The sequence below is a fragment of the Acinetobacter sp. CIP 102129 genome (assembly GCF_000368305.1).
Classification (GTDB): Bacteria; Pseudomonadota; Gammaproteobacteria; order Pseudomonadales; family Moraxellaceae; genus Acinetobacter; species Acinetobacter parvus.
In genome coordinates this window covers 515,778-528,841 of record NZ_KB849340.1, presented here as the reverse complement: position 1 = coordinate 528,841, position 13,064 = coordinate 515,778, and the positions used below count along the sequence as shown (strand labels likewise).

The following is a 13,064-nucleotide window of genomic DNA, read 5'->3' as shown; positions in this document are numbered from 1 at the left end:
TTTTAACCGTATTTTTCTTAATAGTGATTATAGCAAAAGTATTTAAAACGACATTTCATGTCGTATGGCTTACGCCAGTCGCTTATATCCTCAGGCTAAACCCCGAGGTTTTACGCTCCAATGGATAAAATTTGAGCATCTCAGTATTGACCGCACGAACTGCATTTTGTTGGGTATGCTGAAATTGGCTTTTAAGCTGTTGCAACCATTGCCGATAATCAGAGCTTAACTCAAAACTCATAACCCAAACCTTTTAAATTCTTTTTGATTTCACTTTCCAGTACAGCACTTTCAGCAAATTGCTGTTTCAATTGTCCTGTTAAGCGTGCCATCTTCTCGGCAAAAGGTTCACCATCATCTTCCTGCTCGACTGCACCCACATAACGCCCTGGGGTCAATACATAATCATGCTTTTGAATGTCTTTTAACTCAGCCGAGAAACAAAAGCCTTTTTCATCCTGATAAGCTTCGCCCTCAAAATTTTCGCCTTGTTGCCAAGCGTGTAAGGCATTAGTAATTTTGGCAATATCAGCATCGGTAAAGTCACGTAGTACACGATCTTTCATATAGCCCAAGTTACGAGCATCAATAAATAAAGTCTTGCCTTCACGATTGGCTTTCTTTTTATCCAGGGACAAACCATTCTTTTTGTCTTTAGTCAAAAACCAAATACAGGCAGGGATTTGCGTATTGGTAAACAGTTGCCCTGGTAATGCCACGATACATTCCACCAGATCGGCTTCAATCAGATTTTTACGGATCTCACCTTCATTGTTGGTATTGGAACTCATCGAACCATTGGCAAGTAAAAGTGCCATGCTGCCTGTTGGTGAGAGATGGTGCAGCATGTGCTGCATCCAAGCAAAGTTGGCATTGCCTTGTGGCGGTGTGCCATATTTCCAACGTACATCACTTTCCAGTGAAGCATGCCACCAATCCTTAATATTGAATGGTGGATTTGCCATGACAAAATCAGCACGTAAGTCTGGATGCTGATCATCTAAAAAGGTATCAGCATTCTTTTTACCAAAGTTAAAATCAATGCCACGAATTGCCATATTCATGGCAGCAAGTTTCCAGGTGGTTGGATTACTTTCTTGTCCGTAAATCGAAATATGCTTTTTCTGTTCAGATGCTTTGTAGTGCTTTTCCTGTGCATGTTGTTCGATGAACTTTTCACTGGAAACGAAGAAACCGCCTGAACCCATTGCAGGGTCATAGACTCGACCTTTATAAGGTTGCAGCATTTCTACAATGAGGGTCACGATACTTTTAGGTGTGTAATATTGCCCACCTTGCTTGCCTTCGGCTAAAGCAAACTGCCCTAGAAAGTATTCGTAGACATGCCCGAGAATGTCTTTACTGTGCAGACTGAGTTTTTCACCATTGTATTCAGGCTTGGTAAAACTTGTGTCTGAAAATGTATTGATCAAATCCAACAGTTTGTCATTATCAAGCTGGTACTGTCCTATACGATTCAGAATACCTTTTAATTTAGGATTAGCTTTCTCAATTTCATCAAAAGCATTATCCACTAACCAAGAGATAGAACGCAGTTTGACATCTTGCCCATGTTCATCTTGCCAAATAATCGAGCCAATGGCTAAAGCGGCTGTATTTTGTAACGTCGTCCAACGTGCTGCTTTGGGCACCCAAAACACATTTTTTTCTTGATAATAATCAATAATTTCTAATTCATCAGCGATTGCTTGTTGATATTCTTCTTCTGTGTCGTATTGATCACGAGGCATGTAATAGATGTTGTGATCATCCGCTTGAGCAAATAAATCTTTAAGTTCAGACTGACGTTCATCAAAGGCATCTGATACATATTTTAGGAAAATCAACCCAAGCACAATATGCTTGTAGTTGGCAGCATCTAAGCTGCTACGTAATTTATCAGCGGCTTTCCAAAGCTTATCATCTAAGTCATTTAGAAACTTTTGTTCCAATGAGTTCATTCTTTATCCTCAATCAATGATCAACCGCTGTGGTTTTATACTTAATCTTCAATAGTTTATTACGTTAGCACAGTTAAGACAGAATCATTTATGGCAAATCCATGCCTTGGAAAATGTAACGCTCACCAATCCACGTACAGGGCAAACCATCTTACGGGATGTTTGATGAAATAGTTGACATCCTCCCCGACCTAAAGGACGGGGATTCCTCCTGCGAGACGCTCATGTCCGAGCGCAAGAATATTCAGTGCGGAATTTACATCCCGATCATGGAGCGTACCGCACTCCATGCACTGCCATTCTCTTATTCCAAGACCTGTCCTACCTTTCGGACTACTACAGCGTGAGCCACAGCACGAACACGTTTGGGTGGTATACGCTTCATTGACTTCTTCATACCATGCCCCTGCGTTCTCGCATTTATACTTGAGCATGGTTCTTAGTGTTGTCCAACTTGCATCTAACACTGATTTAGCTAATTTAGTTTGTGCGAGTGCTTTGGCATTCACATTGCCAACGAAGATTGCTGCATGTTCATTCACCAGTTTATGGCTGAATTGATGCAGCATGTTTTGACGTATATTTTTAATCTTGGCGTGAATCGCTTTGACGCGTTTCTTATTTCTAGCTCGTTGGGCTATGCCAAGTTTTTGTTCGTATTGTCGATAGATTTTAGGAGCTTTGAGCTTTACTCCATCTGAACAAGTGGCTAAATCCTTTAAACCCAAGTCTATGCCAATTGAGGTTTTAGCGCTGGTTTTCTCTGTTTTAATTGAATCAACTACAAGACAGACATACCAACGCCCACGACTATCCTCTACAAACGAGCCTGTTTTAACATTGTATTTGCTTAGTCCGTAGCTGTCCCATAGTTTGAATTGATGCTTGCCGTATTGAACATATCCATCAGCATATTTGATTGCTACTTTTTTGAATGGTATCCAACCTAGTGAACGTCTAGCAGATTTCTTGTTGCTGACACGCCATTTTAATTTTGCTTTTTTGAATTGCTTTCTGCGTGTAATGAGTTCTTCTGTTATGGCTTGAATGGTTTGACTATGCAAATTGCATTCTTTCGATGTGCCTTTCGTGTATTTAGCAATATCGTATGCTGAAAAGAATTGTTGTTTGCGTTGTAGATGTTTAAAACACAAATCATTGACATAATTCCAAACAAAGTTTACCTCCAACGCTAGTTGGTCTAGCATCTTGCAATGTTTGTCTTTTATTCGTAATTTGAGTGTCTTCATACAATTATTTTAACCGTATTTTTCTTAATAGTGATTATAGCAAAAGTATTTAAAACGACATTTCATGTCGTATGGCTTACGCCAGTCGCTTATATCCTCGGGCTAAACCCCGAGGTTTTACGCTCCAATGGATAAATTCCTTTTCGTATCAGGAAGCGTTTTAAACCTGAAACCGTAAGGTGCAATCTACAAATACAAGGATTGCACCCATAACTTTTAGCTCACTAGGTAGCAACCGCTCTGGCACGTGCGGCATGCAACTTTTTATAACTGTCAATCAGGCGTAAGTGTCGATCTAGCCCCTCCAGTTTCATACTGGTTGGGGTGAGACCATAGAAACGGACACTGCCATCTACCGATCCAAGTACCGCGTCCATTCGTTCATCACCAAACATACGGCGGAAGTTAATTAGATAATCATCCAATTCCAGTTCATCATCCAGAATCACCTCCAGCACCACATTCATGCACTGATAGAATAAGCCTCGCTCAGCCGTGTTGGTGTTGTATTGCAGGAACTGCCCGACCAATTCTTTTGCTTCTTCAAATTGCTCTAAAGCAAGATAAATCAACAGTTTTAACTCAAGAATGGTCAGTTGCCCCCACACGGTATTGTCATCAAATTCGATACCAATCAAGGTGGCGATTTCGGTGTAGTCATCCAGCTCACATTCCTCCAGACGCTCAACCAAGGCCTCAAGGCTGTCATTATCCAGACGATGCAGGTTCAGGATATCTTCACGGAATAACAGGGCCTTGTTGGTGTTGTCCCAGATCAGGTCTTCTACCAGATAAATCTCGGAATAGTCAGGCACCAAGATACGGCAGGCGGTTGCACCTAAATGTTCATACACCGCCATGTAAACTTCTTTGCCCATCTGTTCAAGGATAGCAAACAGCTCTTCTGCTTCTTCAACATTGCTGTTTTGACTCTGATTGGTAAAGTCCCACTCGACAAAATCGAAATCAGCTTTGGAACTAAAAAAGCGCCATGACACCAAACCGCTGGAATCAATAAAGTGTTCCACAAAGTTGTTTGGTTCAGTCACCGCATTACTTTGGAACGTTGGCTGTGGTAAATCATTGAGACCCTCAAAACTGCGCCCCTGCAACAACTCAGTCAGGCTACGTTCCAACGCAATTTCAAAACTTGGATGCGCACCGAATGAAGCAAAGACTCCGCCTGTACGTGGATTCATCAGGGTGACACACATCACAGGGAACTGACCACCAAGCGAGGCATCTTTCACCAGCACAGGGAAGCCCTGTTCCTCCAGCCCCTTGATGCCAGCTAGAATTGCTGGATATTTTTCCAGAACCTGTTGCGGTACATCTGGTAGCGTCATTTCGCCCTCCAGAATCTCACGTTTCACTGCACGTTCAAAGATTTCAGAAAGACACTGTACCTGTGCCTCAGCCAAAGTGTTGCCTGCACTCATGCCGTTACTGAGATAGAGATTTTCAATCAGATTGGATGGGAAATACACCACTTCACCATCCGACTGCCGTACGAATGGCAATGAACAGATGCCTCGCTCGGTATTACCTGAGTTGGTATCATATAAATGCGTGCCCAGCAATTCATCGTCAGGGTTATAAATCTCAAGGCAGTATTCATCCAGAATTTCTACTGGCAATTCACCATTCGGGCCTGGCTGGAACCATTTTTCATCAGGATAATGCACAAACTCAGCATTGGCGATTTCCTCTCCCCAAAACTGGTCGTTATAGAAGAAGTTACAGTTTAAACGCTCAATAAATTCGCCCAGTGCCGATGCCAAAGCACTTTCCTTGGTTGAACCTTTGCCATTGGTAAAACACATCGGCGATTGTGCATCACGAATATGCAGTGACCAGACATTCGGAACAATATTACGCCATGATGCAATTTCAATCTTCATGCCCAAGCCAGCCAAAATGCTAGACATATTGGCAATGGTCTGTTCTAAAGGTAAATCCTTGCCCTGAATATAAGTACTGCTTTCCGAAGTCAGGCTTGGCATCAGCAATGCCTGTGCATCAGCATCAATACTTTCAACTTCTTCAATAATAAATTCAGGGCCTGTCTGGATCACTTTCTTCACGGTACAACGGTCAATCGAGCGTAGAATCCCCTGACGGTCTTTTTCAGAAATGTCAGCAGGCAACTCGACCTGAATCTTAAAAATCTGTTTGTAGCGGTTTTCAGGGTCAACAATATTGTTTTGTGACAGGCGGATATTGTCGGTTGGAATATCCCGCGCCGCACAATACACTTTTACAAAATAGGCAGCACATAATGCCGATGAAGCCAAAAAGTAGTCGAATGGTCCTGGGGCTGAGCCATCGCCTTTATAGCGGATCGGTTGATCTGCAATTACTGTAAAATCATCGAACTTGGCTTCCTGACGAAGATTGTCGAGATAATTAACCTTGATTTCCATGCTGGTACCTAATACCTCTTATGTACCAGCATCGGCACATAAGCGTGTAAATATGAATAGAATAACGATCTGAAATTGGCTTCAACAGAATAATAAATGAGGTTCATCACGATCAATGAGCACTCATGATAAGCCAAGATAATATATGCCGCATTATAGAGGGATTTGCCTGAATTGATAATGTTTGTCCGTGTTTCCAATCGACATACAACCAGCCCATTCAAGCCTAGTCATAATAATGATTACGCTTTTTAGAAAACTTATCCAGTTGATTTAAAAAGCCCTCAAAATAACTCTTGTCTTTATCTTCAGTGCGATAGCCTGCATAGAGTGTGCGTCGGAGACCTTTGGGTGAGACACAATCCAGACGGCGCGAAGTGACCCAACCTTTTTGCTCATATTCATTTACCACCCAGTCAGGGAGTGCCGAAATCCCGCGCCCGCTGGCAACCAGTTGGATCAACATTTGCGTTAGTTCCGTTGTGCGGATTTCTTTCGGATGCAGATTGGCTGGAATAAATAGTTTCGCCATAATGTCCAAACGGTGTTTATCCACGGGATAAGTCACTAATGTTTGCTCCGCCAACTCCTGTACCGTAATCTTTTCCACCCGAACCAGTGGATGAGTGTTGGACAAAACCAGTCTGGATTCATATTCAAAAATTGGAAAATACTCAATACCTTTTAAAGCAATTGGGTCTGCAGTAATCAGTAAATCAAATTCCTCATTTTGTAATAACTCATGAGGATTGGACTCGAAACCTGAGACAAAATCCAGATCAACATCTGGATATTGCTGGCGGTATTGATTCAACAACGGCATCAGCCAGTCAAAGCAACTATGACATTCCGAAGAGAAGATAATTCTGCCTGTTTGCCCATGCACAATACGAGCAATATCGGTATGTGCGATCTGGATCTGCGGTAACACATCATCCGCCAGCTTTAACAGACGTAAACCAACATGGGAAAATGAAACAGGTCGGCTACGGCGATTCACAACCTCCACGCCAAACCATTGATCCAGCTCTTTTAATTGATGAGAAATCGCAGACGGTGTTAAATACAGGTCAGTTGCCGCTGCAACCAATGAACCGTGTTCGCGCAAGGCGGTTAATGTCTTTAAATGACGAAGTTCTAACATACTAATAAACCAGTAAAACATGCCTTAGCTTGTGTCAATACAATTGAGCAGACAATATTTATATAGACAAAATTGAATTAAATTCATCTGTTATAAAACCAGATTATTTAAAATTAGGCAAAATGTGGCTGCCCTTGCAATACCAAACTATCAATCTTAACAGGCCTGCCAAGCAAGTATCCCTGTAATTGATTACAGCCTAATTTTTTAAGAATATCCGCTTGTTGCTGTGTTTCCACTCCCTCAGCCGTGACAATCAAACCTAATTTTGCAGCAAGATGAATAATACTTTCTAAAATCGCCTCTTCTTTGGAATTGGGTTGTAAATCCATCAGGAAACCACGGTCAATTTTGAGTTCATCGACAGGTAAATCTTTTAAATACAGGAAGCTTGAGTAACCCGTTCCAAAGTCATCTATTGCGATTCGAATACCGAGCTTACGCAGGCGTTCCAGGGTACGAATAGTTGAATCAATGTGATGCATTGCAGTTGATTCAGTAATCTCCAGTATCAGGTTGTGAGGTTGGATTTGATATTTTTCCAATAATTGTTCAAGGACACTAAATAATTTCTTATTTTCAAACTGTAATGCTGACAGATTCACTGCAATTGGATAAAACGGGTTCTTGCTCTGCTCCCATTTCTGAATTTGTTGACAGGCTTGTTCCAGCGCCCAATATCCCATGGGAATAATTAAACCCGTTTTTTCAGCACTTTCAATAAACATTTGTGGCGTAAGCAGCCCCAAAGCTGGATGCTTCCAGCGAATCAGGGCCTCAACACCACAGACTTCATAGTTCGCGGTAAATTTTGGCTGGTAAAACAAGACAAACTGCTGCTCATCAACCGCCTTATATAAATCATTGATCAGTTTGGACTGGCTGCGTACATCTTGCTGATCGCTCATGGACTGGAACACGGTATAGGTATTACGCCCCTGATCTTTTGACACCAGCATGGCAACATCGGCATTAATCAACAAATCCTGAATATTGGTGCCATGTTCAGGATACATCGCAATCCCAAGGCTCGCGGATATGTTTATGTCTTTGCTGGCAATTAAATAAGTTCCCTGAATAAAATGCAGAATTTCTTCGGCAAGCTGTATTGCCTCGTTGATATCGGTATTTTCAGATATCAGGACAAATTCATCGCCACCTATACGGAATAACTTATGGCTTTGATTTAGCTTATTGTGTAGACGATTGGCCATCTGGACCAACAACTGATCCCCAATATGATGCCCAAAAGCATCATTCACCGACTTAAAACCATCCAGGTCAATATATAAAAAGGCAGCCTTTTGCTCATGCAAGCGATGATGGCTAAACACAACCTCTGCATACTCGGTTAAATACATACGGTTAGGCAGCTTGGTTAGGGCATCATGCAGAGACTGAATCTCAAGCTCTTTATTTATAAAAGTGAGTTGTTGATTACGCTCTTCCAGTCTAGATTCTAAAACCGCAACAGCAAAACCTGCGACAAACACCAGACTGGTAATAAAGATGATTGTGAACAACAATACACTTTGCTCTGTCTGTGCTGCATTCAAGGCCTTAATAATACTTGCATCAAAATAGGTTGCCGCCATACCTGTGTAATGCATACCGACAATACTCAGCGCCATTAACAGCGCAACAATGGCTTTTAGCCCAATCCGATACCTGACTGCTGACTTATCTTTAAAGATAAAGAAGAAACTTAGACCAGCCCCACTGATTGCAATTAAAACTGAGCAAATAACCAATAAGGGATCATAATGCATCTGATAATATTCAACTGTCAGAGCCATCATGCCTGTATAATGCATACCCGCTATACCCAAGCCCATAAACACAGCACCAAGAATCAGGCGAGGCAAAGGCAAGGTTGGACGTGAAGTCAGCCACACCGCAAAAATAGAGGCAATTGTACCCACCATATAGGAAAGCGTCGTTAACCCCAGATCAAAATGATAGCTTTCTGGCAAATGAATCGCTAGCATTCCCACAAAATGCATTGCCCATATCGCCAACCCCAGGATTAAGCCACTCGCAACCAGAATGCTTTTTTCAAACTTTTTATAAGCGGTCTTGAAAACCAGCTCTTCCATTGAAAATGCGGCATAGCATGTTGCCACCGCAACCAGAATGGAAACGATGACCAATGTACTATCGTAATCAACGTGTACCATAAAGGAATTCCATGATTATCCATGACTTTTTTATTTGCCGAGCAAATTGCCTAGGCTCAGAACGATCTTTCACACTCAAAAAAAGATACGAATAGCAGTCATAATCTTTCCTTAACAATAACATCATATAACATAAGGTCAAGTCTTTTTCATTTTATAAATCAATAGAATAAAAACATATAATTACTCCAAACCTATAAAAAGACTTGCTTTTTTTATTGCACTTTTCACCGAAAGACCAATTTATTTTTGCTAAGTGTTTTTCTTATTTAAGTAGCTACTTCTTATTTGTTTTAAACTGCCCTATGAACTTAAGTCTGATTGCAGTTTTTTTGTTTTTCTCGTGCACTAAGCACGATATAAAATGCTTATCAGAGACACATATAAACTTTTTTAATTTTTATACTATTATAACTCTGTTATCAGCAGCATTAAAAACCTCGTTTACCAACAAGAGGGTTCTTTTAACTCAGAGATAAAACTGAGCTTTCTCTTTTTCTACGATTTTGTTTGCTTCAACACTTATTAGGGTATCCTGCGCAAGGAGCAACGAAATAGAAAAGCATGTGAAGCATCACTTCGTAAGACCAATACGTAAGATTGGAGCTATACCTCACCAATGCGCAACATTAGGATGATCCAATAAAAAAGCCCCTGTACAAACAAGGGCTTTTAAAGATTAAACTAAAATTTAGTTCTTCTCTTTATCAACGATTTTGTTTGCTTGAATCCAAGGCATCATTGCACGAAGTTTATTACCTGTTACTTCGATACCGTGTGCAGCATTTTGACGACGGCGAGCAGTCATAGATGGGTAGTTCAACGCACCTTCCTGAATGAACATTTTCGCATATTCACCAGACTGGATACGTTTCAACGCGTTACGCATTGCTTCACGAGACTGTTCGTTGATTACTTCAGTACCAGTCACATATTCACCGTACTCAGCATTGTTAGAAACTGAGTAGTTCATGTCAGCAATACCGCCTTCGAACATTAAGTCAACGATTAACTTAAGTTCATGTAAGCATTCGAAGTAAGCCATTTCTGGTGCATAACCAGCTTCAACCAAAGTTTCGAAGCCCATTTTAACCAATTCAACAGCACCACCACAAAGAACTGCTTGCTCACCGAATAAGTCAGTTTCAGTTTCTTCACGGAAAGAAGTTTCGATAATACCTGTACGACCACCACCTACACCTGAAGCGTAAGAAAGAGCAACGTTACGTGCATTACCAGAAGCATCTTGGTGAATCGCGATAAGATCAGGAACACCTGAACCACGTTGGAATTCAGAACGTACAGTGTGACCAGGTGCTTTAGGTGCAACCATGATGACGTCTAAGTCTTCACGTGGAACAACTTGGTTATAAAGTACAGAGAAACCGTGAGCAAATGCTAAAGTCGCGCCTTCTTTGATATTTGGCTCAATCACATCACGATAAAGTTGAGATTGGAACTCATCTGGAGTCAAAATCATCACTAAGTCAGCTTGAGCAACAGCTGCTGGAACTTCAGATACTTTAAGACCTGAATTTTCAGCTTTTTTCCAAGATGCTGAACCAGCACGTAAACCAACAGTTACGTCAACGCCAGAATCTTTCAAGTTAAGTGCATGAGCATGACCTTGTGAACCATAACCAATGATTGCAACTTTTTTGCCTTGGATGATTGATAAGTCACAGTCTTTATCGTAAAAAATTTGCATCTGTTTTCTCCGCTAAAATTTTTGTCATTTCCCTTGTTATACAAGGATAGATTCTTTGAAACTTCCCAATTCTTGCATTTCTATATGAAGAATTGGGGAAGCGTTAAATACTTAAAACTTTTTCACCACGAGCGATGCCCGATACACCTGAACGTACAACTTCTAAAATGGTATTTTCAGCAAGTGCATCAATAAAACCATCGATCTTATCAGTCGTACCAGCAATTTGAATCGTATAAGTGGTTGGTGTTACATCAACGATTTGAGCACGGAAAATATCAGCTGTACGCTTAATTTCCGCACGAGCGGCACCTAAAGCTTTGACTTTAATCAACATAAGCTCGCGCTCAATATGTGCACCTTCTGACAAATCAACCACTTTAACTACTTCAACCAATTTATTCAGTTGTTTAGTGATTTGCTCAATTTTGTGATCATCACCATAAGTGGTGAGCGTCAAACGAGATAAAGTCTCATCTTCAGTAGGTGCAACGTTTAAAGTCTCAATGTTGTAACCACGTTGAGAGAATAAACCGACCAAACGAGAAAGCGCGCCTGCTTCATTTTCTACAAGTACAGAGATAATGTGTCTCATGCCGTGCGCTCCCCTTTACCTAACCACATATCTTTCATCGACTGACCTGCAATCAACATTGGATAAACATGTTCTGTACGATCAACCATGACATTAATGAATACACATTTATCATTAATTGCCATTGCTTCAGCCAGTTTAGATTCCAATTCATCTGCATGATTGATTTGAATACCTACGTGACCATAAGCTTCCATCAATTTTGCAAAATCAGGTAAAGAATCGACATAAGAGCTTGAATGACGCCCTTCATAGTTCATGTCTTGCCACTGCTTCACCATGCCTAAAGCCTGGTTATTCAAGCAAAGAATTTTCACATTTAAGCCATATTGCTTACATGTTGATAATTCCTGGATACACATCTGAATTGATGCTTCACCTGTGATACACACGACTTGTTGATCTGGGAATGCAAGCTTCGCTGCCATTGCATACGGCAAACCAACACCCATGGTGCCTAGACCACCAGAGTTAATCCATTGGCGTGGACGTTTGTATTTGTAGTAGTTTGCACCAAACATTTGGTGCTGACCTACGTCAGATGTGATGATCGCTTCACCATTGGTCACACGATCAAGCGCTTCCACCACTTGTTGTGGTTTCATTTCACCATTTTGAGCCGCTTCATAGCGTAAGCCATGAACTTTACGCCACTCATTAATCTGAGACCACCATTCAGCAATTGCTTCAGGATTTGGTTTAGACACATTCATCTGTTTAAGCTGAGCTAACATTTCTTGAAGAACTGGCTCAACCGCACCAACGATAGGAATGTGCGCCATAATCGTCTTCGAAATTGTTGCTGGGTCAATATCAATATGAATAACTTTCGCATTCAAACAGAATTTCGCTGGGTTATTGGTTACACGGTCATCGAAACGTGCACCAATGGCCAAAATCACGTCTGCATTGTGCATCGTCATATTGGCTTCATAAGTACCATGCATCCCTAACATACCGACAAACTGTGGATCATTGCCAGGGAAAGCACCTAAGCCCATTAAAGTATTGGTTACTGGATAACCCAATAGATGTGCAAGTTCAGTCAATAATGCAGAAGCATTACCCTGAACAACACCACCACCCGTATAGATAATTGGGCGTTTAGCGGTAATCAGTTCATCAATTGCCTTACGGATTTGACCTGAATGTCCACGTGAAGGCGGTTGATACGAACGCATCTTCACTTTTTCAGGATATTCGTAGGCAAATTTTTCTGCTGGATTGGTGGCATCCTTAGGAATATCAACAACCACTGGGCCTGGACGACCAGAAGAGGCAATATAAAATGCTTTCTTGATAATTGCAGGAATTTCGCTGGCATGACGAACCTGGAAACTGTGTTTTACGATTGGACGGGAAATTCCGACCATGTCCGTTTCCTGGAATGCATCTTCACCAATTAAATGAGTTGCAACCTGTCCAGACAAAATCACCATTGGGATCGAGTCCATATACGCTGTTGCGATAGGAGTCACAGTATTTGTCGCACCTGGACCAGAAGTCACAAGAACAACACCAGTTTTCCCTGTTACGCGCGAGTATGCATCTGCCATGTGGCCAGCAGCTTGCTCATGACGTACAAGGTAATGATTGATTTTGTCTTGTTGAAAAAGCGCATCATAAATATGTAAAACTGCGCCGCCTGGATAACCAAAAACATGCTCTACGCCTTCGTCCGCAAGCGCACGAACGAGCATTTCACCACCAGATAAAAGTTCCAACGTGATTCACCCTAGTATTTGCACAGTTTATAGGAGACATAAACCGTGTTTCATTCATTAACTTATGCACTTTTTTAAGTGT

General features: G+C 41.4%; 9 protein-coding genes and 1 pseudogene. 1 reads left to right on the top strand and 9 read right to left on the bottom strand.

Annotated features, from left to right (window positions below; all coding sequences use genetic code 11):
* Positions 1-82: 82 nt before the first annotated feature.
* Positions 83-241 (bottom strand): hypothetical protein, encoded by a 159-nt coding sequence (locus F973_RS15220; RefSeq protein ID WP_004760777.1) that lies wholly within the window; start codon positions 239-241, stop codon positions 83-85.
* The gene (locus F973_RS06640) at positions 231-1,961 is read right to left on the bottom strand and encodes a class I SAM-dependent DNA methyltransferase (protein ID WP_004678400.1); all 1,731 of its coding nucleotides are present in this window, start codon (positions 1,959-1,961) and stop codon (positions 231-233) included. Before F973_RS06640 ends, F973_RS15220 begins: the two co-directional genes overlap by 11 nt.
* 76 nt (positions 1,962-2,037) lie before the next feature.
* Between F973_RS06640 and F973_RS14570 the strand changes: the two are divergent.
* Positions 2,038-2,127, top strand: a pseudogene (locus F973_RS14570) (DUF4440 domain-containing protein); the annotation flags it as partial.
* 25 nt (positions 2,128-2,152) lie between these two features.
* Here F973_RS14570 and F973_RS06635 read toward each other — a convergent pair.
* The 7 genes from F973_RS06635 to F973_RS06605 all read right to left on the bottom strand — a co-directional run bounded on the left by F973_RS06635 (position 2,153) and on the right by F973_RS06605 (position 12,982).
* On the bottom strand, positions 2,153-3,211 hold the full coding sequence (locus F973_RS06635; protein ID WP_034432369.1) for an RNA-guided endonuclease InsQ/TnpB family protein: 1,059 nt from the start codon (positions 3,209-3,211) through the stop codon (positions 2,153-2,155).
* Positions 3,212-3,435: 224 nt separating this feature from the next.
* Positions 3,436-5,634, bottom strand: a complete 2,199-nt coding sequence (locus F973_RS06630) for an OsmC domain/YcaO domain-containing protein (RefSeq protein ID WP_004760774.1) — start codon at positions 5,632-5,634, stop codon at positions 3,436-3,438.
* A gap of 226 nt (positions 5,635-5,860) precedes the next feature.
* The gene (locus F973_RS06625; RefSeq protein WP_034431022.1) at positions 5,861-6,778 is read right to left on the bottom strand and encodes a LysR family transcriptional regulator; all 918 of its coding nucleotides are present in this window, start codon (positions 6,776-6,778) and stop codon (positions 5,861-5,863) included.
* A gap of 113 nt (positions 6,779-6,891) precedes the next feature.
* Positions 6,892-8,955 (bottom strand): putative bifunctional diguanylate cyclase/phosphodiesterase, encoded by a 2,064-nt coding sequence (locus F973_RS06620; RefSeq protein WP_004760772.1) that lies wholly within the window; start codon positions 8,953-8,955, stop codon positions 6,892-6,894.
* Between the two features lie 691 nt (positions 8,956-9,646).
* Positions 9,647-10,663 carry a ketol-acid reductoisomerase gene (ilvC, locus tag F973_RS06615; protein ID WP_004760771.1) on the bottom strand — a complete coding sequence of 339 codons (1,017 nt, stop codon included), beginning with the start codon at positions 10,661-10,663 and terminating at the stop codon, positions 9,647-9,649.
* A gap of 103 nt (positions 10,664-10,766) precedes the next feature.
* A complete protein-coding gene (gene ilvN, locus F973_RS06610; protein WP_004760770.1) occupies positions 10,767-11,258 on the bottom strand; it encodes an acetolactate synthase small subunit in 492 nt (163 codons plus the stop codon).
* Positions 11,255-12,982 carry an acetolactate synthase 3 large subunit gene (locus F973_RS06605; RefSeq protein ID WP_004760769.1) on the bottom strand — a complete coding sequence of 576 codons (1,728 nt, stop codon included), beginning with the start codon at positions 12,980-12,982 and terminating at the stop codon, positions 11,255-11,257. The genes ilvN and F973_RS06605 overlap by 4 nt, the downstream gene beginning before the upstream one ends.
* Between the last annotated feature and the right edge of the window lie 82 nt (positions 12,983-13,064).

Excerpts from the sequence above, each read along its gene's own strand:
- F973_RS15220 (WP_004760777.1), bottom strand. The coding sequence starts at position 241 with ATGAGTTTTGAGTTAAGCTCTGATTATCGGCAATGGTTGCAACAGCTT.
- F973_RS06640 (WP_004678400.1), bottom strand. The coding sequence starts at position 1,961 with ATGAACTCATTGGAACAAAAGTTTCTAAATGACTTAGATGATAAGCTT.
- F973_RS06635 (WP_034432369.1), bottom strand. The coding sequence starts at position 3,211 with ATGAAGACACTCAAATTACGAATAAAAGACAAACATTGCAAGATGCTA.
- F973_RS06630 (WP_004760774.1), bottom strand. The coding sequence starts at position 5,634 with ATGGAAATCAAGGTTAATTATCTCGACAATCTTCGTCAGGAAGCCAAG.
- F973_RS06625 (WP_034431022.1), bottom strand. The coding sequence starts at position 6,778 with ATGTTAGAACTTCGTCATTTAAAGACATTAACCGCCTTGCGCGAACAC.
- F973_RS06620 (WP_004760772.1), bottom strand. The coding sequence starts at position 8,955 with ATGGTACACGTTGATTACGATAGTACATTGGTCATCGTTTCCATTCTG.
- ilvC (WP_004760771.1), bottom strand. The coding sequence starts at position 10,663 with ATGCAAATTTTTTACGATAAAGACTGTGACTTATCAATCATCCAAGGC.
- ilvN (WP_004760770.1), bottom strand. The coding sequence starts at position 11,258 with ATGAGACACATTATCTCTGTACTTGTAGAAAATGAAGCAGGCGCGCTT.